Here is a 24,665-nt window from a genome sequence, read left to right as displayed (position 1 = left end):
ATGTTGGATCCTTTGTGCATGGCCCCTGGGGTAGTCATGGCCACCTGGCGGGGCAGGTTGGAGGGGGCGCGCCTTCCCAAAAAAGGGGCGCTCAGCCTTGTTCAAGATGTTGTGGATGTTTCAGGGCCACTTCCCAGGAAGGTGCCAATGAAAGCAGAGGAGAAGTCGTGGCGGGCCCTTCAGGGCGCCTTGGCCACACCATGTTGCCTGGGGGGAAGGGGCATTTTGCAGGCCTTCCCGGACATGCTGGCAATGCTGTGTGGAAGGCTTAGAAAAGGCCAATTCCAGTAGCTGTAAAATAGCACACCACCACCGCTAAAGCTACAAAACTGTAGTAGTTCAGGGCTATGCCAGGGTGTTTTTTCAGGTGGTTCCTGAAGGCAAGAACAGCAGCATAACGTTCCTCTGCTGTGGCGCCACGGTGGAGGCGGAACATCTGTTGCGTTTTCTCAAAACCAGCCAGCAATTGCGCGCACAGCAACCCATAGCCCACAGCCAGCAACAAGTGGGCAGCATGGGGCTGGATGCCGGGTTCCACGTGGTGGGGGTACAGGTCCCACACGGCCCTGAAAGCTGCAAAACAGCTGAAGGCCGCAAGGCCGGCAAACACGAAGGCGCCTTGGCGTGCACGTGCAGGTCCCCCTTCGATCAAGCTGCTGGGGCGGATGCCCGATTCACGGCACCAAGTTAGGAGAACGCGTCCAAGCCGCAGCGCCAAGGTTGCATAGACAAAAACCAGGCAAGCCCAAATCAAAGACATGTTAATCACGGCCTCCACAGCGTTTGGGGAATTTCTGCGCATCAGTATCAACGCAAACGGCGCTTGGGGGAAGCGGGCCCCATCCCACGTCAACGGGCTTGCCCGGTAGCTTGGGGCGCCTAGAATTTCATGGTTTTGGCAGATTACTGCGCAACGGTTTCCGTCACAGGGTGCGCCAGGAGCTGGTCCTCTGAACCCAGGCCAGGATGGCGCCTGTCCAGGTGGGCATGGGCGCCTGCTGTGCTGGCCAGGCCATGGCCACGGGGGTCAGCCAGGCCTGTGCAGAGATTTTGGGGGTTCTGAGAGCAAGTGATGGCATTAAGGCGCGCCGCCCCACCTTTTTGGAACACCATGTCTGGCATCTGCCCAGCAGCCATGCGGCTGGCTGCGTCAGCCACAGCTTGGGCTGCGTCATTCTGCCCAGAGGCCGCCAAGGCACCCATGAGGCGTCCTTGGCGGTCATGGATAATGGCGCTTGCAAGCAGCGGCATGGGGTAAAGGCGTGGGCTGGCGCCCAGGACCACGCCAGTGCTGCCAGCCATGCGGCCTGTGCCAAACAGGTTGTTTTCACTTAAGGCACAGGAAACAGCCATGCCTTTGCGGTCCGTGACCACAAAGGAGGTGGAGGCCGGCAGCGCTGGCAAGGATGTGGGCGACACGCTGCCATCTGTCAGGAAGGCCTGGGCGGCTGGCAGGCCATGCTGGCGGGATTGGGCCCAAGCGGCAGCTGCGCTTTGGGCCGGCACATGGCGCATAAAGCTCATCGCTGCAGCAAGGCCGCCATAGTTGGGCGTGCCGCTGAAGGACACATGGGCATTGCCCACCCCCGCTTCCAAGGCGCCTTCGGTATGGGCTAAGGCGTGGCGCATATCGTCACGCGTCAGGCCTGCGCCAGCGTTGTTGGCCTGGTTGACGTAAACTTCAGACAAGGCGCCGTTGTAGAGGTCTCCCACCCCTGTCAGCGCTAAGCGTGAAAGGAACGCCCCCAACCGTGGCTGCAACAGTTCGTCACCCACCGTCAGCACTACATTGCCATGTTTGGTGAAGACGGAACGCGCCTGCTCATCAGCCAGGAAAGAGAGCGCTACCCGCTGCAGGTCATCAGACAAAGCCTGGCTCATGGTGGTTCCATGGGTGGCAAGCTGAATGGCCGGGGCCAGCAAGTCGTTGAAATCAACCGTGCCAAAGTTGTTCTGCAGCAGGTAAAGCCCCCTTATGGTCATCGGGGTCATGGCGGGGCGTTCCCCATGGCCTTGAAAAGGTGCTGCCATAGGGTTTTCCAACCCCGTGAACGTCACCGTCTGTCCCAGCTGCCCAGGTCGCGCGACCAGGCACACGCCACCGCCACCATAGGAAGCCCGTGAGGGAAGGGTGACGCCAAGGGCAAGCCCTGTGGCGGCGGCGGCGTCAGCGGCATTGCCGCCACGCGCCAGCACATCGCGCCCAACAAGGGCCGCCTGGGGTTCATCAGCCACCACGCTGCCACCACCAGCGCCAGCCACAGTGCCGCTGTTGGGCCCTGTTGGGCCAAACAAATGGTAGCGGGCCGATTGGATGGCCGAACACCCAGCCACAGCAGCCAAGGCAGCGCCTATGAGCGCGCCCCGCCCTGCAAACTGAGCTGCGCGCGCCTGAAGGCGCCCCATGACTGCTTTGGTGAATACCATGATGCGTGTTTCCGGCCTGGCTGTTCTGTTTCGTCCTGTCTAGCCTGCTTTGGGCGCTGGCTGAAGCCCGCAGCCCAAGTCGCCCTTCATGAAGGCCATGTCCCCATGACCAGTGGGGGCTCTGCTTGGGGCCATGCAGGAAGCCTAGCAGGAAATAGAGGCTGGCCCCTTCTGGCGCACTGACTTAATCTCCCCCCATGACCAAGCACTTCAATCCTTTGTATCTCCTGGGACAGGCCTCTGCCCACGCGCCCAGAAAAAGCTGGAAATTCCTGGCGGGCGCCATGCTGCCGCTACTGTGGTTCAGCCTGTGGTCCCCCGCCCCAGCAGCCTTGGCTGCTGGCGATGATGGCGCCGCTGCCCTTCAAGCCGCTGACAAGGTCTTCACCCCAGCGCAGCGCAGCGCCATTGTGGCTATTGTGCGCCAGGCGCTTAAACAGGACCCTTCCATCCTGACGGATGCTTTCTCCTCCATGCGGGCAGCCGTGGCGCAGGACGAAGCCCAGCGCGTGCGCAAAGCGTTGAAGGCCAATTGGCATAAAATCGCCCAGGCGCCTGAATGGGCCAGCCAAGGCCCCCATGCGGGGCGCCCAGTCATTGTGGCGTTCATTGACCCGCGTTGCGGGTTCTGCCGCCGCGAAACCCCCGTGGTGCAAAGCTGGCTGAAAAGCCATCCCCATGTGCGTTACATGGAACGCATCATCCCCATTCTGGGTGCAGGCAGCCTGCAAGGCGCGCGCGCCATTTACGCCGCTGGCCTGCAAGGGCGGTACGCGCCCATGCGCGATCGCGTGGTCATGAGCTCCACCACCCCAAACCAGGCGCAGCTGGACGCCATGGCCCAAAGCCTAGGGTTGGACATGGGCCGTTTCCACACGGACATGCAGGGCCATGAGGTGACGAAGCTCATCACAAGCAATTTGGAGGCCGCCCAGCTTCTGGGCATTGATGGCACCCCCACATTCGTCATTGGGCGCAGCCAACTGGTGCCTGGCGCGGTTGATGCTGACCGGCTGAGTGCCTTGGCCAGCCAGGCCGCCCATGAGGATGACGATTGAGCGTGGGCAAGCCACAAACGCCCTGGGTTGGCGCGGGGGATGCTAGGTTGCCTGCTTTGATGGGCATACTCAACCTCACCCCTGATTCATTTTCAGATGGTGGGCGTTTCCAGCAATGTGACGATGCCGTGGCCCATGCGCGCTCCATGATGGCGCAGGGGGCGGCGCTGGTCGATGTTGGCGCTGAATCGACACGCCCAGGCCACAAACCCATCCCCGCAGGGGAGGAATGGTCCAGGATGGCTGATGTGCTTTCCCTGCTGGCAAGGGAAGGGATCCCTTTTTCGGTGGACACCACTAAGGCGGCGGTGGCCCGTCAGGCCCTTGTGGCTGGGGCGTGCATGGTGAATGACGTTAGCGGCCTGCAGGATGTGCGCTTGGCCAGTTTGGCTGCTGAGCACGGTGCATGGCTTGTTTTGACGCACACAGGCCCTGGTGCCCTTGGCGGAACGTCCTTTTGGGAAGATGGCCTTCTTGATAGCGCGCTGGAGAAGGCCCTGCAGGCCGGCATGAAGATGGGGCGCATCATGGTTGACCCTGGCATAGGCTTTGGCAAAGACCAGTCCCAGAACATTAAGGCGCTGGCCAGCTTGGACGGTTTGGTAGCGCGCCTGGGGCTGCCTTTGCTGCTTGGCGTGTCGCGTAAAAGCGTTTTGGGCCACATTACAGGTCAGGGGGTGGAAGGGCGCGTGGCTGCCTCTATCAGCGCTGCTTTGGCGGCCGTGAGCCGTTGTGGCGCTGGCTGTGCCATGGTGCGTGTTCACGATGTGGCACCCCACCGCGACGCCTTGGCGGTGTGGGGTGCGCTCAGCAATGCCCAGGGGGGAAGGTCGCCATGATTGTGCAGCCACCAGCCACCATCCATGTGGACAATTTGCAGCTTTACGGGCGCCATGGCGTCATGGAAGCGGAGAACCGCCTTGGGCAGCGCTTCGTGGTTTCCCTGCAGGCGGAGGTGGACGTGACGGCCGCCGTTACGGGGGATGATTACAACTACGCGGTTTGCTATGGCCAGTTGTGTGACATCGCCCGTGAGGTCACTGAAGGCCCCCACCTGGCCTTGGTGGAGACACTGGCCGCGCGCATCGGGGAGCGGGTTTTGGCGCGCTGCCCCCTGGTGCGGCGCATTGTTGTGCGCGTTGATAAGCCAGGCGCCCCTGTGGCCATGGCGTTTGAAAATGTGGGCGTGACACTGGCCCGCAGCCGTGAGGTGCCTGTGGGCTTTGGGCTTGGGGCCAATCTGGCCAACCCTGCTGACACCCTGCGCGTGGCTTTGGAACGGTTGGGGCTGGAAGATGGCGTTGTGGTTGACAAGGCCTCCAGCCTGTACCAGTCAGCGCCATGGGGGGTGGTGGACCAGCCGCCCTTTGTGAATGCTGTGGCGTTGGGGCGCACTACATTGCCCCCCCATGACCTTCTGCGCCTGTGCAAGGCTTTGGAACGTGAGGGGGGGCGTGTGCCTGGGCGCCGCTGGGGGGAGCGGGTGCTGGATGTGGACCTGCTGTTCTATGGCCAGACAACACATCGTGATGCAGTGCTGACCCTGCCTCACCCGCGCTTCCATGAGCGGGCGTTTGTGTTGGTGCCCTTAGCTGAAGTGGCGCCAGAGCTGGAAATCGCTGGCAAGACGGTAGCCCAGCATGTGCAAGCGCTGCCACGCACCCCTGGTGACGTGACCCTTTTGGAGCCCGTGACAACGTGAAGGAAGCGGAACGCATGACCATTGCGAATGCGAACACTGGGAAGGAGGGGTTCTTGAACCTGCCAGACAACGCTGAGGAACGCATAGCAGGCCATGTGCGCGGCATTTTGGAGGCCTTGGGCGAGGACCCTGGGCGTGAAGGGCTTCTGGAAACGCCCCAGCGCGCGGCCCGCATGTTCCTGGATGTGTTCAGTGGCCTGTATGAGGACCCCGCGCGCCATTTGGAGAAGCAGTTCTCCTCAGATGGTCACAGCGGGTTGGTGATTGTACGCGACATCCCTTTCCGCTCCACGTGCGAACATCATTTGCTGCCTGTGGTGGGGAAGGCTGATGTGGCCTACCTGCCAGATGGTGGCCGCTTGACGGGCCTTTCAAAGCTAGCGCGTGTGGTGGAGGGTTACGCGCGCCGCCCCCAACTGCAGGAACGCTTGACAGACCAGGTGGCGGAAGCCATTTGGCGTGTTTTGCATCCCAAGGCCGTTTTGGTGGTCATGCGGGCGGAACATATGTGCATGACGGTGCGTGGTGTGAAGGCGCCTGGCGCTGAAACCGTGACGTCCCGCGCCATGGGGCAATGGGCAGATGACGCTGCCGCCCGGGCTGAGGTCATGGCCTTGATGCGCGCAGGCTGAAACGCGCCCCACCAGCCCTGTTCACAGGCGCAGGGCAACGCCCCAAAGTCCCAAGGCCACCAAAGTGAAGGGGGGCAGCCCCCATGCCAAGGCCAGCAAGACACGACCCCATGCTGTGGCTGTTGCCTTGCTGCGGCTGGCATGGAGCATCAGCCCGCTCAACACAGCACCATAAACGCCCAGCCCAGCCAGTGTGGCCAAGGCACGCAGCCAAGGCCCCGCCCAGCGCAATTCATGGATGGCCCGCACCAGGAGGCTGGGTTGGCTGCAGCTGTGGCCTGCATGCAGGCGCAGGTGGTCATCAATATAAGCACGGTCAGGACAAAAAGCGGCTTGGTCTGCATGGTAAAGGCGTAGTTCGCCACCAGGCGCGCCTTCCATCGGGACAAGCATGGCGAAGCCAGCACCGTGCTTGCCCCACAAAGCCTTGCTTTGCACTACTATAGCGCTAAGGGGCTGGGCCTCCCCCACTTGGCGTGCCACCACGTGGGTGGCAGGGGGGGGTGGTTGCCTTGGGAACAGTGGCGCAAGCGCCAAAACGGCCAGCCATGTCCCCCCAAAAGCCAGGATGAACACGGTTGCGGCCTGGAAAGCCCCCCCACCTGTGTGAAGGTCGAACCAGCCACCCCTGGTCAAGGGCCAGGGACGTTGGGTTGCGATGGCGCGCAGGCGTTTGAAAAAACGCTTCACTTCCTTGCCTAGGCGCGATCGTTCCATCCACAGGCCTGTGAGAAGGCAGGTCAACAAACTGATACCTGCCAAGCAAACCACAACCTTGCCAGCCCAGCCCAACAAGAGGGTTTCATGAAATGTGCTGAATAAGCTGCCATTGAGCGCTGGAAGATCTGCTGTGCTTGATGGCGGCAGGGGGCTACCCGTAGCACCATCAAGTGCAGGCCCTTGGAACTGCCAACCATCAAAATGCCAAAGGCGGAATGTGGGGTCAGGTCCCACGGGGAAGCGCAGGAACCAAATGGCGCCGTTTTCTGTCGCGCCTTGCCTGGCCTGGGTTGTAAGCAACGCCCCCATGCTATTGAGGCCAGCTGTTGTTGCGGAATGTGCTGCGCTTGCCTGGGGGGTGAGCCACCAGGTTATCTCTGGGGCCAACAGGGCCAAGACGCCGCTCCACACAACCAGGAGCATGAACAGGGCTGACCCGTAACCCAGCCAACGGTGGAGGCGGCGCATCATGAAACATCCAGGGAAGTTAAGGTGGGCAAGGTTCGGTGGCAAAGCGCGACAGGGCGCAGAAACGATAGGGGCGCCACAGGGCCAGCTGTTAAAGAGCCAGAACCATTTTAGGTGTGCCACACCAATGTGAACCGTGCCCCAATGCTTGGGAAGCTAGGCAGGCGCAGCCCAGGTCCTGTGGCCTTGTGGCCGCACTGTGACTAACGAATGGTTGAAAACATAAAACTGATATTGCGAATTACTCGCATTATCAATATGCAGAGTGTCAAGGCCAGCCCAACAATCATGCCAGGGCACAGGGCCTGTCATCATGACCGCCGTTCACAGAGTGCCCCATGACTTCATCTGGCCGTACAATGCCCCCTTCCATCCTTAAACCCATTAAGCGCATGTTGCTTCTGGGCTGTTGCTGGACCGCTGTGCTGGCGGGGTCGGTTCAGGCTGCCCCCAGCCAGGGTGTTGAGGTAAAAAAAGTTCACGCCCCCGTGCCAGCTCCTAACGCAGCTGCGGCCAAGCCTGAAACCATCCAGATCAGGGCCAGCCGGCGCGAGCGTGTGGAAGTCAGCATGGGGGGGCAGGTTGGTGTGTTGGGGCGCAAGAAGGGGCTGGACGTTCCCTTCAGCCTGCACAGCTACAATGCGAGCCTCATCACCAACCAGCAGTCCCAGACCTTGGCGCAAGTGCTGGAGAACGACCCATCCGTGCGCACCACCCAGGGCGGGGGCAATTTCGCGGACATGTTCATGATCCGTGGTCTGCCTGTGGTCAATGATGACGTCGCCATTGGCGGTCTTTACGGCATTGCCCCGCGCGAGCTGGTCTCACCGCAGATTTTCGACAGCGTCCAAGTGTTGAATGGCCCCACGGCCTTCCTCAACGGCATGGCGCCTGCTGGCTCAGTGGGGGGCACCATCGATTTGGAATACAAGCACGCTGGCAACAAGCCGTTCCTGCGGTTGACGGGCGATTACACCAGTGGGGCCATGGGGGGTGGCAACATCGACATGGGGCGCCGCTTTGGTGACGACAAACAGCTTGGCATGCGCCTGAACGTGGCTGGCATGGATGGTCAGACCGCCATCGACCATGAGCGCAGGCGCAACACGGTGCTGGGCTTTGACACGGATTGGCGCAGCAGTGACGGCGCAACGCGTGCCTCCCTCAATATGGACTATGAAAACCAGGAAATCGACTGGGGGCGCCCTCAGGCGATCATCTCCCTCGATGGCAAGGGCAGGGCTGCAACCTCCGTCCCCCATCCGGTGAAGCCAGCTCACAATTATGGCCAGCGTTGGTCCTATATGAACATGGCCTACATGTTCGGCATGGCCTCTCTGGAGCATGACTTCAACGACCATGTCACCGTCTACGGCAAGTTTGGCGGCATGAACGGTGATGAATCAGGCCAGTACGGCACGTTCTCCGTCCTCAATGGCGCTACGGGAGCTGGCACGGTTAATTCCATGTACGTGCCGTTCACATCCAACAACCAAAGCACCGTTGTGGGCACGCGGGTGCGTTTTGATACACCCTTCATCCACCATGAGGTCAACGCTGGCGGCCAGGGATTGTGGGAAACCCAGTACACCGCCTATTCCATGGCGCTGGGCAACAACCCCCGCAACAACCTCTATCACACGGCCCAGACAGCGCGCCCTGCAGCCAACTTCACAGGCGGCAACACCAACAACCCCGGCCTGAACAACACAGAGCGTCTGTTCAGCCTGTTCTTCTCCGACACCATGAAGTTCTGGCACAACCGCTTTGAGCTGACGGGCGGCTTCCGCTACCAGAACGTCCAGCAGCGCAACTACAATTATGGCACCAGCGCCGACAAGGCGGTGAGCGGCGAGCGCATCACCCCCATTGTGACGCTGGTCTACCACGCCACCAAGCAGGCGTCGTTCTACTTCAACCGCGTTCAGGGCCTCTCGCCTGGGTTGGTGGCGCCTGTGACCTACAACAACATGCAGGTGACCAACCACGGCAAGGTCTTCAACCCTTACGAAACCACACAATATGAGATTGGTGGCAAATACCAGTGGCGTGGCCTGAGCGCCTCCTTGGCGTTCTTTCAGCTTTCCCAGGCCAATTCACTGGTGCGCGCCGCCGCTTACGACCATGCTGGCGTCCCCGCCGCCTACACCTACACCATGGACGGCATGCAGCGTAACCGTGGCATTGAGTTCGCGTTGAACGGCACCATCGTCAAAGGGCTGCGCTTCAATGGTGGCACCACCATCCTGCAGGCCAAGCAGGTGCACAGCCAGTACAACACAGGGCGGCTGGCATTCGGCATCCCTGGCTACATGATTAATGGCCACCTGGAATGGGACATCCCCTGGGTGAAGGGGCTGACCGTCATGGGGCAGGTCAACCGCACAGGCCATGAATGGGCCGACAACGCCAACACGGCCAAGGTCCATGGCTGGACAACAGCCGATATTGGCGCGCGTTACACATTCGTGGCGGCGAAAAGGCCGTTCACGGCACGCTTTGGCATCGATAACATCAACAATGCGGGCTATTGGTCAGTGAACCCGAAATTCGCCGGCTACCTGACTGAAGGCGCGCCCCGCACGTTCAAATTCTCCATTTCATGCGATTTGTGAAATTGTGGATGGGAGGGAGGCGTTCCGTCAAAGGCCCGTTCAACTTACTTGAACCCCACCAGCTGCCTGAAAAGGAAATCCATCATGCTTGTCCACTGCGTCCTGTTCCAAATCAAGGAAAGCGCCAGCCCTGAGGCCATCAAGACCTTGGGAGAGGCTTTCCTGGGCATGAAGGCCCACATCCCGGCCATTCGTTCCGTAGCTTGGTATGCCAACACAGGTCCTGCAGCACGTAGCCAGGGCTTTAACCACATGCTGCGCGTCACTTTTGATGGCCAGGAAGAGCTTGCGCTCTACGCGACCCACCCCCACCATGTTAGCACCTGCCAGGAGTACCTTTTCCCACTCCTGGCCAAGAACCCGCAGGAGTCAGTGGTAATTTTTGATCATTCCGGCGACTGAGCAACCCTTTGGAGCGCCCCTGCCCACCATAACTTGGGCCTGGACAAAGGATGGCCAGGGCTTGGCCAGGCCCATGGGTCAGAAGATCTCCACCATGGTCTTGCAGCCCAGCAAAGCTGCGTTGCGCAAATTGCCCTGGCCATTGGGCCTGATGAAATACTCAAACAAGGGCTGAATAATGAAGCCCCGCGCGGCATGAACAGCGTAGTTGACCTCCAGCACGCTGGCGTGGCGCTGCATGCCGGTCGCGTGGTTGGGCAGGAAGCCATAGGGGGCCCTGTGGCGCCCTTGCAGCATCAGCGCCTCCGTCCGTTGGACGCCGCGGGCCATGCGCTCATAGGTGAACGCAATGCCGAAAGTGTCAAAGGGACGCCCAGCAAACATCCCACGGTCAATGAGGGCAGCGTAGGTTTCCCAGTTGCGCAGCGCCACGTCACCCTCATTGTAGAGGAACCCTGACATCAGGATGAGACCGCGTTTCTGGCTGTGGTCATGGCTGACCAACTGTTGGTCCATCATGAACCAGGCGCTGTAGGTGTTTTTGCGCATAAGGGGCCTGGCACCCGTCAGGGCGTAGGGCCTGCCCGTAGCGCTGAGGCAGTTATCTGGCGTTGGAGCGTGCATCCAAACCGCGCCAACTTTGTAATGGCCTGGCAGCTCATCGTTGAAGATGGGCTCCCAGCCAGCCTCAAAAGGGACGCGCGCCCCATGGATGGTGGCGCCATTGTACTTGAAGCCCGTTCGGTGCTGGGCATCGCCGTAAATGCCTTCCTCAGCGGCATAGGCACCTGTTTGAAGGTAGATAAAGCGCTGGGGGCGCCCGCGGATGCGCCCGCCCCACACAGCCCCTGGGTAACCGCTGACATAGGGGTTGTCTGTGGCGGCTTTGGGCCTGCCGCACATGCTGCCATTCTGGAAGTTGCAGAAAAGCGGGCTGCTTTCAAAGTTGGCCATTTCGCCAAGCCGCCCCACCGCCACGCTTAGGCGCCCGCCAAACAGCGTCTCCTCACCATAGGCGGTGACAAGGTGCACAACCACATTGCCACCACCACCATAGTCTTCTGAAGCGTGGTTTAGCCAATCCCCAAACATGCGGTTGGCGGTGGTGCCATAACGCCCCACCGTGATGACATGAGTTGCGAAACCCTGCGCCCCCGCTATTTGTTCCCAGTTGACATCAAGCGACATGGCAGTTTGCCCAGCGTTACTGGAACCTTGCTTGTACTCGGCAAAGCCTTTGGTGGGCTTGGTGATGGCCCCTGCGAATTCATTGGTGTTGGAAAGCAGGTAGTTCACCCCGCGTTTGCGCAGCCATGACAAAACTCCAAACCCATCTGGGAACACAGCCTGGGGGGTGATGAAGGGGGGCACCGTGATGGTGTCGTCATGTTTGGGGGGCAGTGGGGTGGCAACGCGGATTTCAGGCTGCGCTTCCAGGTAGTTGTCCATGACCTGGGCCTGCGCTGTGCTAAGGGACAGGCCCAGGCTGGCCATGGCCATTGTAGTGGTGGCCAGGGCGGCCCTGATTGTGCAGCGCCAGCCACCAGGGTGCAGGCTGGCCCAGCCCAGGCGCGCTTTTCCAGCACACAGGGCAGCTGTGTTCTTGGTCATGATGGGACCCCAGACAGAATGCAGTCTTGTTAATAACGATTAATTATCGTTTTAAGGGTCGCAATGACTTTCCTTAGTGGGGTCCATTTAAAGTATGACATTACCAAAACGCAACAAGTTGCCCCAGGGCGTGGATAATCCACGCCGCGGGAGCGTTGTTGCCATTAGGGCTTTTAAAAGTGCAGGCCGTCCTGCCTTCAGTGGCCTTAACCCCGCCCCGCCATGCGGCGCAGGACGAAGGGCAGAATGCCATCTTGGGCCAGGTAGGCTGCCTCGGCGTTAGTTTCCACACACACAGAGAGGGGTGTTTTGACCACTTTCCCCTGGGGGCTGGTGAAAATGGCCTCCGCCACGCAGCCTGGCGCCAAGATTTCTGGGAAGGTGAGTGTCACGCTTTCATCCCCCTTCAGGCCCAGTGTTTGGCGCGTCACTTCTTCTGGGAAGGTCAGGGGGATGACGGCCATCCCCACCAGGTTGGCACGGTGAATGCGCTCGAAATCCTCAGCGATCACGGCGCGCACCCCCAACATGCGCGTTCCCTTGGCCGCCCAGTCACGTGATGAGCCCATGCCGTATTGGCGCCCAGCCACGATGACGGTGGGCGTGCCTTCACGCTGGTAACGTTCGGCGACATCAAAAATGCTGCCTTGCTCACCGCTGGGCCAGTGGCGCGTCTGGCCGCCTTCAACGCCTAGCACAAGCTCGTTGCGCAGCCGGATGTTGGCGAAGGTGCCGCGCGCCATCACCTGGTCATTGCCGCGCCGCGCGCCATAGGAATTGAAGTCGCCAGGCGCCACGCCGTGGCGTTCCAGCCAGCGTGCGGCAGGGGAGTGGGCAGCAATCGCCCCAGCTGGCGAGATATGGTCTGTGGTGATGTTGTCGCCGAACATCGCCAGGATGCGCCCTTCCAGCTTGTGTGGCGTGCCAGGTGGTGTGGCTGCGTTGGCCAGCCATGGCGGGTTGTGAATGTAGGTGGAGCCTTGGGGCCAGTCATAAGTAGCGCTTGGTGCAGCTGGTTTGAGCGCCTGCCACTGCGCGGGGCCTTCCTCCACATGGGCGTAGCCTTCAGCGAAGGCTTCAGGGGTGACGGTGGCTGCCACGACCGCCTGCACCTCTTCCATAGTGGGCCAGATATCGCGGAGGAACACCCCTTCCCCATCGCTGCTTTTGCCCAATGGCTGGGTGGTGAGGTCAAGACCCATATGGCCAGCTAACGCATAGGCCACTACCAAGGGGGGGCTCATGATGTAGTTGGCCTTGGTCCAGGGGGAAACGCGGCCTTCGAAATTGCGGTTGCCTGAAAGGACGCCAGCCACCACCAGGTTGGCGTTTTCAATGTGCGCAGCGATGGCTGGCGCCAAGGGGCCGGAATTGCCAATGCAGCTTGTGCAGCCATAGCCCACCGTTTCAAAACCCAGCGCGTCCAGGTCGGTGTCCAGCCCTGCGCGTTTTAGGTAATTGGTGACGGCGCGGCTGCCAGGGGCAAGGGAGGTCTTGACCCAGGGTTTGGGTTTCAACCCTTTTGCCCGTGCGTTGCGCGCTAACAGGCCAGCAGCGACCATCACCGATGGGTTAGAGGTATTGGTGCAGGACGTGATGGCGGCCAGAACGATGTCCCCCTGCCCTGGCAGCACCTTGGCCGGGTTTGCTTGTGTGGCCTGGCGTGCCTTGATGAGGTCGGCTGCAGCCACTCCAAATCCAGCCAGGCAGCTTTCCAGGCTGGCTGGCACGGCAGCAAGGTCATGGCGGTCAGAGGGGTTCTTGGGCCCTGCAGCTGTGGGGCGCACCTGGCCCAGATCCAGCTTCACCACTTGGGTGAACACAGGTTCCTGGTTGGGGTCGCGCCACATTCCCTGTGCGCGCAGGTAATTTTCCGTACGCTTGATGTGGTCTTCAGGGCGTCCTGTTTGGCGCAGATAGGCCACTGTGTGGCTATCTGGCGGGAAATAGCCGCATGTGGCGCCATATTCAGGCGCCATGTTGGCGATGGTGGCGCGGTCTGCCAATGGCAGCTGGTCAAGGGCTGGGCCGAAGAACTCCACAAAGCGCCCAACCACCCCCACTTTGCGCAGCATCTGGGTCAGGTGCAGCACCAGGTCAGTGGCTGTGGTGCCAGCAGGCAGTGCCCCTTCCAGGCGCACGCCCACAACATCTGGCACGCGCATGGCAATGGCTTCGCCCAAAGCGGCGGCTTCGGCCTCAATACCGCCAACGCCCCACCCCAGAACGCCAAGGCCGTTGATCATGGTGGTGTGGCTGTCCGTGCCAAATACCGTGTCGGGGAACAGCTGGCCGTCACGCTCAACCACCAGCGGTGCAAGATGTTCCAGGTTGACCTGGTGGCAAATGCCATTGCCAGGCGGCACCACTTTGAAGTTCCCGAACGCCTCCGCCCCCCAGCGCAGGAAGCCGTAACGTTCAGCGTTGCGGGCGAATTCGCGGGTCACGTTCTGGGCCAAGGCATCAGGCCGGCCTGCTACGTCAACCGCCACGGAATGGTCAATCACCAAGTCAATGGGCACCAGCGGATTAACCTGGTCTGGATCGCCCCCCAGTGCCTTCATGCCATCGCGCATGGCGGCCAAATCCACAATCGCTGGCACACCGGTGAAGTCCTGCATCAGAATGCGGGCGGGGCGGAAGGGCACTTCCGCGGTGGAATGACGTTCCAGCGCCCAATCTATGACAGCGCGCGCCGCCTGCCAGTCGCCTTGGCGCAGGACGTTCTCCAGAACGATTTTCAGGCTGATGGGCAGGCGTTCAGCCAATTTGCCAGTCGTGCCAGCCGCCTTGAAGGCCATGGGCAGTGAAGCCACGCGCCACTGCCCCATGGTGGCCACAGCCAGCGGGGAGGGAGCTTTGTTTGGTGTTGCCTGGCAAGAAGATGGGGTGTGGGCGTTTGTCATGACTGGACTCCTGTTCTGGGGGCGCTGGGGGGCACATCGCGCCGCGCTGGGCCTGTATAGATTTGGCGTGGCCTGGCGATGCCGGCGCCGCTCTCCACCATCTCCTTCCACTGCGCCACCCAGCCTGCGGTGCGCGCAACGGCGAAGAACACCGTGAACATGGAGGAGGGGATGCCCATGGCGCGCAGAATGATGCCTGAATAGAAATCAACATTGGGGTAGAGCTTGCGATTGACGAAATAGTCGTCCTCCAGCGCGATGCGCTCCAGCTCCATGGCCAGCGCTAGGTGGGGGTCGTTCCTGGCGCCAAGCTCGTCTAGGACTTCATGGCAAATGGCGCGCATCAAGGCTGCGCGTGGGTCCTTACTACGGTAGATGCGGTGCCCGAAGCCCATCAGGCGCGTTGGGTCCGCCCGGTCGCGCACACGCGCCATGTAGGCTGGTATCCTCTCAACGGTGCCGATCTCATCCAGCATGTCCAAAACGGCTTCATTGGCGCCGCCATGGGCTGGGCCCCACAGTGCCGCCACCCCAGCCGCCACGCAGGCGAAGGGGTTGACGCCGCTTGAGCCAGCCATGCGCACAGTGGATGTGGAGACGTTCTGCCCATGGTCGATGTGAAGCGTCATGATGCGGTCGAACGCTCGCACCAGGACCGGGTTGGGCTTCCACTCCCGTCCTGGCATGGAGAACAGCATGTGCAGCATGTTGCCGGCATAGGGCAGCTCAGCGCTGGGGTAGATCAAGGGCAGTCCACGCCCGTAACGGTAGGCCCAGGCGGCCAGGGTAGGCATTTTAGCGATGAGCTGCAGCGCGCGCAGGTCGCGTTCCTCAGCGGTCACGCGGTGGCGCTGGTCAGCCGTCTGGTCACCATGGAAACTGGAAAGGGCGGCCAATGTACCGCACAGCATGGCCATGGGGTGTGAATCACGCCTGAAGCCATTGAAGAAATTCCGCACCTGCTCATGCAGGAAGGCCTCGCGGGACAGGTCACTGTTGAAGCGGTCCAGTGTGGCGGCGTCAGGCAATTCGCCATGAAGCAGCAGCCATGCCACCTCAGGGTAGGTTTTATGCTGGCACAGCTGCTCAACCGGGTAGCCCCTGTGCAGCAATTCGCCACGTTCACCATCGATGTAGGTCAGGGCGCTTTCGCAGGAGGCTGTGCTGCCAAAGCCGGGGTCAAAGGAGACCAAGCCGCTCTGCCGGTGGAGGGTGCGCATGTCGATGCCTTGAGGGGGCAGCGTGCCGCTGCGCCCTGGAAGGCGCACAGCCATTCCACCTGGGGTGGAGCGCAGCTGCCACTCCAGTGTTTTTTGGGGGAAGTCAGCCATGGCGCTCTCCGTCAGATTGATGACGGGCCTTGAGGAGAACGTAAAACACCCTCGCGGTCAAGCAGTGTTGACGGCAACAGTCTCCACCATGCCAGCCGCTTGAAAACGCCCCTTGACGGCCTCTCCCCACCAGGCTTGAAATGGTGGCCCTGGAAGAGCGCGCCAGGCGGCGCGTTCGGGTTCAGCCCACCAGGAGAAGCGCCATGACGCCCACTGCCGCCCCGCATAATTCGAACGTCACCGGGAAAATTCCCGCCACCCTCATCCCTGGTGACGGCATCGGCCCTGAAATCACCGCTGCCACCACACATGTGCTGGACAAGCTGGGCGCCCCCTTCGCCTGGGATGTTCAGCAGGCCGGCATGGCAGGCTTGAAAGCTGAGGGCGCACCTGTCCCTGACAGCACGATGGCCAGCATCAAGCGCACGGGCCTTGCCCTCAAAGGCCCCCTGACAACACCAAGCGGCGGGGGCTTTCGTTCAGTCAACGTCACGCTACGCCAGGCCTTCGACCTTTACGCCAATGTGCGCCCAGCCCGCACCCTAGTGCCGGGGCGTTATGAGGAGGTGGACATTGTCCTCATTCGCGAGAATGTGGAGGGGTTTTACGCAGCCCGTGAATATTTCCTGCCACAGGGCGGCGGTGATGGCGCCCATGGCGCGGCGGAGGCCGAAGGCATGGCCGTGACGGCCGGCTACGTCACGCGCGCTGAATGCCGCCGTATTGTGCGCCACGCTTTTGAATACGCCCTGGCCCATGGTCGCAAAAAGGTAACGCTGGTTCACAAGGCCAACATCCTCAAACTCATGGGGAAGGTGTTCTTGGAGGAAGGCCACAAAGTGGCTGCTGATTACGCCGGGCGCGTGGCCTGTGATGAACGCATTGTGGATGCCTGCGCCATGCAGCTTTGCCTCGATCCCAGTCAGTTTGACGTTATCGTGACCACTAACCTGTTTGGCGACATCCTCTCAGATCAGATTTCTGGCCTCATTGGTGGTCTGGGCATGGCACCAGGAGCCAATATCGGTGAAAAACAGGCCATTTTTGAAGCAGTTCACGGCTCCGCGCCAGACCTGGCCGGGCGCGGCGTGGCCAACCCCGTGGCGCTGATGCTGGCTGCCGGGCTGATGCTTGACCATGTTGGCGAGCACGCACGCGCCAACAGCCTGCGCCAGGCCCTGGACAGCACTTTGAAAGCGGGCGTGAAAACGCCAGACCTTGGCGGCACCGCCACCACGGAGGCCTTCGCCAAGGCCGTTGCAGAACGCCTCTGAAAATGGCCTCCTCCTGAAGTTGGCGTGGGTGGGGGCATGGTGGGGCACACCTGCCATCCCTCATGGCTTCTTGCTAGGAGCGTTCCCATGGCTGACCATGGCCCACCAACCTGTGAAGCGTAAGGGGAGCAAGCCATGACACCTGATTCCAACCAGCTGGAAAGTCGCCAGGCAGCTGCCGCGCGTAAGCTGGCCGCCATGCCCCTTGATGGCGTCCTCAGCGTGGCCTTGGCAGCCCTTGACCCAGCCATAGGCACCTGGATGGTCAATGGCGCCGCCATGACGGAAGCTGCCGCATGGCAGGGCAAACTGGCCCAACTGCTGCAACCCCATGCCATCACCGCCACTCCAAGCGCCATGCACTTGGTGCAGGGCACGTTGTCCGCCTTGCCGCCAGACAGCGTGTTCGCCGTTCTGGTTGAAGCCATCAACCATGCCGCAATGAACCAAGGCCCCATAGCCCAGGAAGGGCAGGAAAAGCGGGAATTGGCAGAGAAAGCCACCGCAATCCTGCGCTCCTGCCAAGGCGCCATGGATGTGGTGAATGCCTCCTGCGCCTGTGATGATGAATACTTGCCTGACGATAAATCATGATGGTCAGCCCCTTAAGGCTTTTGCTTTTTTGAATGAATCCATCCCCGCATGTGCGGGGGAGACCCGGCTCTCCTGGTCATTGATGAGGCCTGGACGGGTTCATCCCCGCGTGTGCGGGGGAGACAGGGTGGCAAGGTTCTTTTTGATTACCTTGCACTGGTTCATCCCCGCGTGTGCGGGGGAGACACGGCGCCCGATGCGGCGCTTGTTGAGTGAGGAGGTTCATCCCCGCGTGTGCGGGGGAGACGCGTCATAGTAGGGCGTCTGGATGTCGTTGCCGGGTTCATCCCCGCGTGTGCGGGGGAGACGAGACGTGCCCTAGCCCGGTGCCACGCTGTGATGAGGTTTCCAGAAACCTCACTCATGGTGGGCAGGCACAAAAGTGGGCAGTGGCTTATTGGCCTGCAGTCGCTTAGCTAACGCCATACCCAAGCAATGCCGTTCCGTGTCCAAGCCAGGCCAGCCAGCTTGCTGGGCTTGTTCCTCAGTCAAAGAAACTGGGATGGTGTCCATCTCCGCCAACAGCTCAGCCTGTTGCTGGGTTTTCTCAATGAGCTGGTTTAGCTCAGTCAGAACGCCATGGGGTGGTTTCACCCCTTTCCACAACCATTGTGCCAACGTTTTGGGAGAGACCTCCAGATAAATGCTGGCCGTTTCACGGGATAGCCCAGCGGCTTTCAACAGGCATCCAAACGCGTTGGGAACCTTCTCACTCATAATGAAGTTCCAAACCTGTAGCCAATGACCAGGCCGAACACGCCCGCCATGACTGCCAAAACCCAAAATAGCCACCAATAAAGCGGATTGTTAAGAATTCTTGAGACGATCGTTTCCATTTCACTGTCTTCCAAAGCAAGAACCTGGGGGCTGGCTTTTCAACCAACACCCACCTGCTTAACGATCAAACCAGCTTAACAGAATGACGAGATTTGTCCCCGCGTGTGCGGGGGAGACCACAGCCATGGCTTTCACGCGGGCTTCACCCAGGGTTCATCCCCGCGTGTGCGGGGGAGACGTAGTAACACCAAAATGGGAGTAAAGAATCTCCGGTTCATCCCCGCGTGTGCGGGGGAGACTCATTAATGGCCTGATCCTCACTAAGAACGTGCGGTTCATCCCCGCGTGTGCGGGGGAGACCGAACGCTATCTCTTATGAGACGTATAAGCTCAGGTTCATCCCCGCGTGTGCGGGGGAGACGGGTGGCGCATCGTCACGCCGGGGACGGTGGCAGGTTCATCCCCGCGTGTGCGGGGGAGACTTGCGATTTCCTGCGCGCTGGCGTGGGAAATGAGGTTCATCCCCGCGTGTGCGGGGAAGACACCGCCAGGGTGAAGGCTTCTGGACGCAGATGCGGTTCATCCCCGCGTGTGCGGGGGAGACGCTAGGAAGGGCTCTACCAGCCGATCGCCTATGGGTTCATCCCCGCGTGTGCGGGGGAGACCCGGCGCAGGTTAAAGAGTGCCGGCGTTCAAAGGGTTCATCCCCGCGTGTGCGGGGGAGACATATCGAAGCCGGCAACATACGTCACGCTCTCAGGTTCATCCCCGCGTGTGCGGGGGAGACGGAATCATGCCGATGAGGCGCCGCACAGAGGGAGGTTCATCCCCGCGTGTGCGGGGGAGACATGCCTTTCATGCGGCATTGCCATTCATCCTGAGGTTCATCCCCGCGTGTGCGGGGGAGACCAAGGGCTTGATGATTACTCCCTGCCAGTCGAGGGTTCATCCCCGCGTGTGCGGGGGAGACTCCGCTGCCCAGGCGTCACGCGCCTTTTTTGTCGGTTCATCCCCGCGTGTGCGGGGGAGACGATGCTGTGAAATGTGTAGCTTCCCCAGCTTCAGGTTCATCCCCGCGTGTGCGGGGGAGACGCTTGATCGCGCAGGTTAACCAGGGCGGCCGCAGGTTCATCCCCGCGTGTGCGGGGGAGACATCGCCACCTTTTCCCTGAGGCCTCTACGATGAGGTTCATCCCCGCGTGTGCGGGGGAGACCTTACCCTTAGGCCCCATCAGCAGCAGCGTGACGGTTCATCCCCGCGTGTGCGGGGGAGACAACTCCTGGGCTTCATCGTCACTTTTAAAGTCAGGTTCATCCCCGCGTGTGCGGGGGAGACGCAGAAATCAGGCTTAGCCATTCAACAGCTGATGGTTCATCCCCGCGTGTGCGGGGGAGACTTATTTAAGCAAAAATGCTCAAAATGTGTTGCAGGTTCATCCCCGCGTGTGCGGGGGAGACCGATTCAGGAACGTTTTCTCGAACAGTGGTTCAGGTTCATCCCCGCGTGTGCGGGGGAGACACCGTAAAGGTTGATGACGTTGTTGGGTTTGAGGGTTCATCCCCGCGTGTGCGGGGGAGACCGTAGGGCATTCTTTTGAAGCTCAGTGACGTAAGGTTCATCCCCGCGTGTGCGGGGGAGACTGCGGACCCCACCCGACAATCCAGATGGAGGCGGGTTCATCCCCGCGTGTGCGGGGGAGACTTTTAGGCTTGCGCAGGTCAGGGATTTCAGTGAGGTTCATCCCCGCGTGTGCGGGGGAGACTAGACCCTTCACTAAAAAAAAGGCAGCGCCGCGGGTTCATCCCCGCGTGTGCGGGGGAGACCGCGGGACAAAACTGGTGATCCAGGCGTTCAAGGGTTCATCCCCGCGTGTGCGGGGGAGACGCCAAAGCCCGGCGGCACCGTCATAGTGGCGGAGGTTCATCCCCGCGTGTGCGGGGGAGACGAGCTGGCTCAAAACGTTCAGGTAACTTTGAAGGGTTCATCCCCGCGTGTGCGGGGGAGACGTGCACAAGCGAGCCGCCAAGATAGCGCGCGAGGGTTCATCCCCGCGTGTGCGGGGGAGACGAAAAATCTTTTCAAGACAGTCAATGAAGCTAAGGTTCATCCCCGCGTGTGCGGGGGAGACTCTTGCATTTATAGGATCTGTTCTTCATTATCAAGGGTTTGTTGAACAGCCTCTTCCTGAGAGGGAGAAGGTGGCCCACCAGCTATCGGAGTGGCGGTTTCCTGCATTATGCGGCGCACCAGGAGAACGCCATCAGCGTCAATGATGTCTTTTGGCGCTTCCCCCAAAAGGGCCATGCCCACCCCACCTGACAAATTTTTATCAGGCCACACCATGGTCAGGCTGCCATTGCCCAAGGCCCACCACCATTCAGTCAGAACCTTCCAAGTGCGTTCACGCACAGCCACAGACATGCGTGGGGACACGTAAACGCCAGCGGCGACCTCCAACATAATGGAGGTGAGAAACCCACGGTAACGGCTCTCCACATTGCTGGTCACGACAATGGTCATGGGCATGGCGGTTTGCCTATTTGCTGCATGTCAGAGGCTGTTTCCTTGTCGAACAGCGCTTTGATGCGCTTGATCATGTCTGGGATGACCTTGTGCGCGCTCAAGGCGCGCCCTGTTTCCCGCCGTGCCAGTCGTTCCACGGTGCCCTGGCCTTTCATGGCCTCTTTGGCAGCGCGGAAAGCGCAGGGGACGGTGATTTCCGCACGGAAAAGGTCAGCTATGTCCAAAGCGAAGGAATGCCCGGAATCCTCATGGATGAAGCCTAGCTGTGGAATGGTGGCTGTGGCGTAGACGGCTATGAGGGCGGCTGCCTCCACAGCGCTGGCGGCATGGTTAATGGCCTGGTTGGGCATGTCAGCGCCTTCTGGGTTGGCGCGGTCGTAACGGCGCCCTTTCCATTTGATGCCAATGCGGTCCGCAATGATTTTGTAGCTTTCGCGCACATGGGCGCCTTCAATGCCGCGCAGGGCCGCAATATCCCGGTAAGGCAGTTTTTTGCCCATGCGCCACGCATACATTTGGCGTGCCACCGCGTTGCGCTGTTTAAGGTCTGCCCAGGCGGTGGTTTGGGCGCGGGCAAGAGCGGATTGGTCGCTCATCAAAGGGGGGGCGGTGTAGCAGCGCACGCCGTCCATGCCAACAGCGGCCAAGGCCGTGTTGGCACGGGCCAGAAGGCGCAGCGCATCGTGCGTTACTGAACTGCCAGGGCCCAGCAATATGATGGAGATGCCTTGTATGGGAACGTCATACTCACCAGGTGGCATGGGCCCTTCCAAGCCCTGGCCTTGCAGAAAGGCCAAGGTGCCGTCACGGGCGCTTAAGGTGCCGCGTTCCAGGTAAAGCAGGCCTGCGCGTTCATTGTGGGGAACGCGGGATGTGGCAAGCCCCAAGCGACCTTTGAGCATGGCATGTCCTTGATTAACAGGTGCTGGCGTTTTTCAGGGTGTGCCGCGGTCTGCCGGGCGCAACAAGACCATGCCATAGCCATAGGCCTTATGTCGTCCCAACCCATGGCGCAGGAGATTGGCGAAAGCGTCGGCATCCTGCACGGTCAATGTTCCCTGGAAGGTGGCTTCAGGCCCTGTGATGGTCTTGTGATTGCGGTTGGCCCTGCTGGTGGCGAAGTGGGCCAGGCGGAAACTGTCCAGCGTGGCGATGGGCTTGCCTGAGGAGGAGAGGCGCTCACGCAGCCAGTCCTCATAAATTTGGGCCCGTTCTGGGGGGGACGCTTCTGGCTGTGCTGCTGCTGTGTGGCAGGCCATGACGAAGGCGTCCTGCTCCTTAGTTTTGCCGTCACTGGTCAGGCGGCGCGTGGGGCGGGTCAGGATGTCATAACCCAAACGCGTGCCGGCCTTGATGGCGGGCATGGTTTTGGAACGCATCTTATTGAGGGGCAGGGCGTGGTCCATGTCAGGCGTCATATGCAGGGCAGCTGAGGCGCGTAGGGCATCAGCGTTTTCAGCGCTGTAACCATAAAGCCCCCATTGGCCGACCTTGGGGGTGAAGAGCCTGAATGGCTGGATGGCGCCTTTGCCGAAACTGGCCGAGAGAAGCTTGTGAAGCATCATGCCATAATCGAGGTCAGAAGACTCCCCCCTTGCTGTCTGTCGCAAGCCCCACATAATCAAGTCCTGGGCGTTGATGGGGATATGAATGAGGTGAAGGGGGCTAGTCATGGTCACGGGCTTTCCAAAGGGGGCAACTGAACGTTGGCTTCAACCACCACTTGCCGTTCACCGCCATGGAAGCCACCAATCCAGTTGCGTTCATCTGTGATGGACTTGGTTCGCAATGCTTCGTCTGATTCATTGGCGGGACGCTGCAGAGTGATGGTGGAAGGTGGGGGGTCCATGGTTCTGGCGCGGCGTGTGGCCAGGGTGAGGAGGGCTTCACGCATTGAAGTCCCCTCCACGTAGCGGTTCTGCGGCGTGACTGCCAAAAGGGGGGCTGAAGGCAGGCAAGGCTTGCGGCCCAGTGAGAGGGGGCGGGCCGGCTTGAGCAAAGCCTGTTCGAAATCACCCAGCGTGGGCGCGCCGTGGCCTGTTGGTTGGGAAGCCACAAGCACGTTCATGTCCACGTCAGCCAGGTAGTGACGGTAGCGGATATGGGTAGCTGGCTTTTTTTCGCCATCGCGCCCCTCAGGTGCGCCAAAGCTTGTCCAGCCTTGGTTAAGCCAGTGTTCGCCAGGCTCATTAAGGCGAAGGGTTTGGAAGTCTGGCAAGCGTTCGGGTGCTGGGCCCCAGTGGAAGGAACCAAGGAGAAGGCTTTTTTGAAGGGCGTCCAGACGTGTTTTCTCCGTGCGGTCATAACCCAATGCATTGGCCAGCAGCCCCGTGACCATGGACAGGGCAGGGAAAAGCGCTGTGTTGCCATAGTTGTCCACCATGACATCACCAAAGCTGGCCAAGGGCGCTTGGAAATGCAGGGCGAGAAAGCGCATCAGCCGTGACCCACCACCAAGGATTTGGCCCAGTCCGCCACAGCTGGCATGGAAGCGCGTTCAGCGTTGTTGAACTGTGTTTCCTTGTTCAGGTTCATGAAGCGGCGTTTTTCGCCAGTGGCGTAGTTTTCATCGAACTTCTGAAGTTCAGCAGCCAAAGCCTTTTCGGCGGCCTTGAAATCTGGCTGGGTGGCGCGGCGGAAGGCGCCAGCCAGGCTGCGGGGCTGGCGGTCGCCTGCTTCCACCATAACAGTGCTGGCATAGCCAAATGGCGCTGTGGAGCCGAGTTTGGCGCCTGGGCTGACCTCAGCGATGCTGTGAATGAGGCGGCGCACGACCTCCCCGGCCAATTCGCGGTCTTCAGGCGCCAGCTCAGCCTGCTCTGTAGGTTTTTTGCCCGTCAGGTTGGCGATGAGGCCCCGGACGTCCACCACCACATAGCCATAGAAAAGCCCACTGGTGAGCTCTGTTTCATTAATGTGACCTGCGCCAGTGTCATCATCCGCCATTAAGTCATCGACCACTGTGAAATAATCGCATTCATCCTGGGCAGCGTGGGTGGTGAAGGCATGGGCCACGTAAATGGGGGCATCGATGTTGGCTGCAGGATCTGACGTGACCATGCGGCCAAAAAGCGCACCAGCCAGACCAGCTGGGGCAGTGGTGTTTTCACGCAGGGTGGCAAGGTTTTTCTTGATATCCTTGCACCAGGCTTCAGCGCGTTTGCTGGCGCCCTTGGCGTCTTCCCCTTCCGCCAAGGCGGCGCGGGCGATTTTGGCGAAGTTGTCGGTCAAATATTCCACCTCAGGCACGCCTAGAAGAAGGGGTTGGCGGCTGGTTTTGGTGGTGCCTTTTTCACCATAAATGGCCTTTTGGAAAGCGTCCTCCACAGCATTGAGGATCGCCTGCTCACGCTCCCCTTTAAACTCATTATTCAGAGGGGCACGCATTCGCTGCTTCACAAATTCTCGGGAACGCAGGGAATGGGGCAGGGCGTCAATGGAACGCAGGCTCAGCAGGCCTTCATGCATGCGCCAGTGGCGCTTGAGGCACTGTGATGAGATGCGTGTGCGGACGGCGTCACCATAAGGCAAGCGTTTGGCCCAGCCGCTGTCATCACGGTTAAGCAAGGCCCCTGTATAATTGTGAAGGGTGTGAATCTGCAGGAAGCGAGGAATAGCGTTCAT

At 60.7% G+C, this 24,665-nt stretch carries 20 protein-coding genes and 2 CRISPR repeat arrays; of the genes, 8 read left to right on the top strand and 12 right to left on the bottom strand.

Annotated elements, in window-relative coordinates:
* Positions 1–268: 268 nt before the first annotated feature.
* Positions 269–760, bottom strand: coding sequence for a hypothetical protein (locus tag E3E12_RS03495; protein ID WP_141443065.1), 492 nt, complete (start codon positions 758–760; stop codon positions 269–271).
* A 143-nt stretch (positions 761–903) separates the two neighbouring features.
* Positions 904–2,427, bottom strand: coding sequence for a gamma-glutamyltransferase (locus tag E3E12_RS03490; protein ID WP_240810555.1), 1,524 nt, complete (start codon positions 2,425–2,427; stop codon positions 904–906).
* Between the two features lie 284 nt (positions 2,428–2,711).
* Between E3E12_RS03490 and E3E12_RS03485 the strand changes: the two genes are divergently transcribed.
* The 4 genes from E3E12_RS03485 to folE are packed head-to-tail and all read left to right on the top strand — an operon-like array spanning position 2,712 to position 5,819.
* Positions 2,712–3,485 carry a DsbA family protein gene (locus E3E12_RS03485; protein WP_168194375.1) on the top strand — a complete coding sequence of 258 codons (774 nt, stop codon included), beginning with the start codon at positions 2,712–2,714 and terminating at the stop codon, positions 3,483–3,485.
* A 59-nt stretch (positions 3,486–3,544) separates the two neighbouring features.
* A complete protein-coding gene (gene folP / locus E3E12_RS03480) occupies positions 3,545–4,324 on the top strand; it encodes a dihydropteroate synthase (RefSeq protein ID WP_141443063.1) in 780 nt (259 codons plus the stop codon).
* Complete coding sequence (gene folK / locus E3E12_RS03475; protein ID WP_141443062.1) at positions 4,321–5,187, top strand: 2-amino-4-hydroxy-6-hydroxymethyldihydropteridine diphosphokinase; 867 nt, start codon at positions 4,321–4,323, stop codon at positions 5,185–5,187. Before folP ends, folK begins: the two co-directional genes overlap by 4 nt.
* Before the next feature lie 14 nt (positions 5,188–5,201).
* Positions 5,202–5,819 carry a GTP cyclohydrolase I FolE gene (folE, locus tag E3E12_RS03470; RefSeq protein ID WP_141443061.1) on the top strand — a complete coding sequence of 206 codons (618 nt, stop codon included), beginning with the start codon at positions 5,202–5,204 and terminating at the stop codon, positions 5,817–5,819.
* A 21-nt stretch (positions 5,820–5,840) separates the two neighbouring features.
* On the opposite strand, the gene E3E12_RS03465 is transcribed toward folE, so the two are convergent.
* Positions 5,841–7,010: a PepSY-associated TM helix domain-containing protein gene (locus E3E12_RS03465; protein ID WP_141443060.1), complete on the bottom strand. Its 1,170-nt coding sequence runs from the start codon at positions 7,008–7,010 to the stop codon at positions 5,841–5,843.
* A gap of 335 nt (positions 7,011–7,345) precedes the next feature.
* On the opposite strand from E3E12_RS03465, the gene E3E12_RS03460 reads away from it, so the two are divergent.
* The gene (locus tag E3E12_RS03460) at positions 7,346–9,622 is read left to right on the top strand and encodes a TonB-dependent receptor (protein ID WP_141443059.1); all 2,277 of its coding nucleotides are present in this window, start codon (positions 7,346–7,348) and stop codon (positions 9,620–9,622) included.
* An 84-nt stretch (positions 9,623–9,706) separates the two neighbouring features.
* Positions 9,707–10,024, top strand: a complete 318-nt coding sequence (locus E3E12_RS03455; protein WP_141443058.1) for a Dabb family protein — start codon at positions 9,707–9,709, stop codon at positions 10,022–10,024.
* A 78-nt stretch (positions 10,025–10,102) separates the two neighbouring features.
* Here E3E12_RS03455 and E3E12_RS03450 read toward each other — a convergent pair whose 3' ends face one another.
* The 3 genes from E3E12_RS03450 to E3E12_RS03440 all read right to left on the bottom strand — a co-directional run bounded on the left by E3E12_RS03450 (position 10,103) and on the right by E3E12_RS03440 (position 15,872).
* A complete protein-coding gene (locus E3E12_RS03450; protein WP_141443057.1) occupies positions 10,103–11,635 on the bottom strand; it encodes a carbohydrate porin in 1,533 nt (510 codons plus the stop codon).
* A gap of 206 nt (positions 11,636–11,841) precedes the next feature.
* Entirely contained in the window at positions 11,842–14,466 is a 2,625-nt protein-coding gene (gene acnA / locus E3E12_RS03445) for an aconitate hydratase AcnA (RefSeq protein WP_141444038.1), read from the bottom strand.
* A gap of 71 nt (positions 14,467–14,537) precedes the next feature.
* The gene (locus E3E12_RS03440) at positions 14,538–15,872 is read right to left on the bottom strand and encodes a citrate synthase (protein ID WP_141443056.1); all 1,335 of its coding nucleotides are present in this window, start codon (positions 15,870–15,872) and stop codon (positions 14,538–14,540) included.
* 203 nt (positions 15,873–16,075) lie between these two features.
* Between E3E12_RS03440 and E3E12_RS03435 the strand changes: the two genes are divergently transcribed.
* Both E3E12_RS03435 and E3E12_RS03430 read left to right on the top strand, forming a co-directional pair.
* On the top strand, positions 16,076–17,146 hold the full coding sequence (locus E3E12_RS03435; RefSeq protein ID WP_141443055.1) for an isocitrate/isopropylmalate dehydrogenase family protein: 1,071 nt from the start codon (positions 16,076–16,078) through the stop codon (positions 17,144–17,146).
* 135 nt (positions 17,147–17,281) lie between these two features.
* Positions 17,282–17,740 (top strand): hypothetical protein, encoded by a 459-nt coding sequence (locus tag E3E12_RS03430; protein ID WP_141443054.1) that lies wholly within the window; start codon positions 17,282–17,284, stop codon positions 17,738–17,740.
* A 35-nt stretch (positions 17,741–17,775) separates the two neighbouring features.
* Positions 17,776–18,048: direct repeats of the CRISPR family, unit length 28 nt; unit sequence GGTTCATCCCCGCGTGTGCGGGGGAGAC.
* A 49-nt stretch (positions 18,049–18,097) separates the two neighbouring features.
* Here the strand turns inward: E3E12_RS03430 and E3E12_RS03425 are convergent.
* The 6 genes from E3E12_RS03425 to cas7e all read right to left on the bottom strand — a co-directional run bounded on the left by E3E12_RS03425 (position 18,098) and on the right by cas7e (position 24,665).
* Positions 18,098–18,457 (bottom strand): hypothetical protein, encoded by a 360-nt coding sequence (locus E3E12_RS03425; RefSeq protein WP_141443053.1) that lies wholly within the window; start codon positions 18,455–18,457, stop codon positions 18,098–18,100.
* Between the two features lie 208 nt (positions 18,458–18,665).
* Positions 18,666–20,646: a CRISPR direct-repeat array (repeat unit 28 nt; unit sequence GGTTCATCCCCGCGTGTGCGGGGGAGAC).
* Positions 20,647–20,654: 8 nt separating this feature from the next.
* Positions 20,655–21,044 (bottom strand): type I-E CRISPR-associated endoribonuclease Cas2e, encoded by a 390-nt coding sequence (cas2e, locus tag E3E12_RS03420; protein WP_141443052.1) that lies wholly within the window; start codon positions 21,042–21,044, stop codon positions 20,655–20,657.
* On the bottom strand, positions 21,035–21,943 hold the full coding sequence (gene cas1e / locus E3E12_RS03415) for a type I-E CRISPR-associated endonuclease Cas1e (protein WP_141443051.1): 909 nt from the start codon (positions 21,941–21,943) through the stop codon (positions 21,035–21,037). The genes cas2e and cas1e overlap by 10 nt, the downstream gene beginning before the upstream one ends.
* A gap of 33 nt (positions 21,944–21,976) precedes the next feature.
* Entirely contained in the window at positions 21,977–22,714 is a 738-nt protein-coding gene (locus E3E12_RS03410) for a type I-E CRISPR-associated protein Cas6/Cse3/CasE (RefSeq protein WP_141443050.1), read from the bottom strand.
* 2 nt (positions 22,715–22,716) lie between these two features.
* Positions 22,717–23,478 carry a type I-E CRISPR-associated protein Cas5/CasD gene (cas5e, locus tag E3E12_RS03405; RefSeq protein WP_141443049.1) on the bottom strand — a complete coding sequence of 254 codons (762 nt, stop codon included), beginning with the start codon at positions 23,476–23,478 and terminating at the stop codon, positions 22,717–22,719.
* Positions 23,478–24,665, bottom strand: a complete 1,188-nt coding sequence (gene cas7e, locus E3E12_RS03400; protein ID WP_141443048.1) for a type I-E CRISPR-associated protein Cas7/Cse4/CasC — start codon at positions 24,663–24,665, stop codon at positions 23,478–23,480. Before cas7e ends, cas5e begins: the two co-directional genes overlap by 1 nt.

The organism is Formicincola oecophyllae (genome assembly GCF_006542395.2).
Taxonomy (GTDB): Bacteria; Pseudomonadota; Alphaproteobacteria; order Acetobacterales; family Acetobacteraceae; genus Formicincola; species Formicincola oecophyllae.
Note: the sequence above shows the minus strand (reverse complement) of the source record. Positions and strands in the feature narration are given on the sequence as shown.

Excerpts from the sequence above, each read along its gene's own strand:
- E3E12_RS03450 (WP_141443057.1), bottom strand. The coding sequence starts at position 11,635 with ATGACCAAGAACACAGCTGCCCTGTGTGCTGGAAAAGCGCGCCTGGGC.
- folP (WP_141443063.1), top strand. The coding sequence starts at position 3,545 with ATGGGCATACTCAACCTCACCCCTGATTCATTTTCAGATGGTGGGCGT.
- E3E12_RS03425 (WP_141443053.1), bottom strand. The coding sequence starts at position 18,457 with ATGAGTGAGAAGGTTCCCAACGCGTTTGGATGCCTGTTGAAAGCCGCT.
- folE (WP_141443061.1), top strand. The coding sequence starts at position 5,202 with ATGACCATTGCGAATGCGAACACTGGGAAGGAGGGGTTCTTGAACCTG.
- E3E12_RS03440 (WP_141443056.1), bottom strand. The coding sequence starts at position 15,872 with ATGGCTGACTTCCCCCAAAAAACACTGGAGTGGCAGCTGCGCTCCACC.
- cas7e (WP_141443048.1), bottom strand. The coding sequence starts at position 24,665 with ATGAACGCTATTCCTCGCTTCCTGCAGATTCACACCCTTCACAATTAT.
- E3E12_RS03465 (WP_141443060.1), bottom strand. The coding sequence starts at position 7,010 with ATGATGCGCCGCCTCCACCGTTGGCTGGGTTACGGGTCAGCCCTGTTC.
- cas1e (WP_141443051.1), bottom strand. The coding sequence starts at position 21,943 with ATGCTCAAAGGTCGCTTGGGGCTTGCCACATCCCGCGTTCCCCACAAT.
- folK (WP_141443062.1), top strand. The coding sequence starts at position 4,321 with ATGATTGTGCAGCCACCAGCCACCATCCATGTGGACAATTTGCAGCTT.
- cas5e (WP_141443049.1), bottom strand. The coding sequence starts at position 23,478 with ATGCGCTTTCTCGCCCTGCATTTCCAAGCGCCCTTGGCCAGCTTTGGT.
- acnA (WP_141444038.1), bottom strand. The coding sequence starts at position 14,466 with ATGGGGCAGTGGCGCGTGGCTTCACTGCCCATGGCCTTCAAGGCGGCT.
- E3E12_RS03460 (WP_141443059.1), top strand. The coding sequence starts at position 7,346 with ATGACTTCATCTGGCCGTACAATGCCCCCTTCCATCCTTAAACCCATT.
- E3E12_RS03410 (WP_141443050.1), bottom strand. The coding sequence starts at position 22,714 with ATGACTAGCCCCCTTCACCTCATTCATATCCCCATCAACGCCCAGGAC.
- cas2e (WP_141443052.1), bottom strand. The coding sequence starts at position 21,044 with ATGCCCATGACCATTGTCGTGACCAGCAATGTGGAGAGCCGTTACCGT.
- E3E12_RS03495 (WP_141443065.1), bottom strand. The coding sequence starts at position 760 with ATGTCTTTGATTTGGGCTTGCCTGGTTTTTGTCTATGCAACCTTGGCG.
- E3E12_RS03455 (WP_141443058.1), top strand. The coding sequence starts at position 9,707 with ATGCTTGTCCACTGCGTCCTGTTCCAAATCAAGGAAAGCGCCAGCCCT.
- E3E12_RS03435 (WP_141443055.1), top strand. The coding sequence starts at position 16,076 with ATGACGCCCACTGCCGCCCCGCATAATTCGAACGTCACCGGGAAAATT.
- E3E12_RS03485 (WP_168194375.1), top strand. The coding sequence starts at position 2,712 with ATGCTGCCGCTACTGTGGTTCAGCCTGTGGTCCCCCGCCCCAGCAGCC.
- E3E12_RS03490 (WP_240810555.1), bottom strand. The coding sequence starts at position 2,427 with ATGGTATTCACCAAAGCAGTCATGGGGCGCCTTCAGGCGCGCGCAGCT.
- E3E12_RS03430 (WP_141443054.1), top strand. The coding sequence starts at position 17,282 with ATGACACCTGATTCCAACCAGCTGGAAAGTCGCCAGGCAGCTGCCGCG.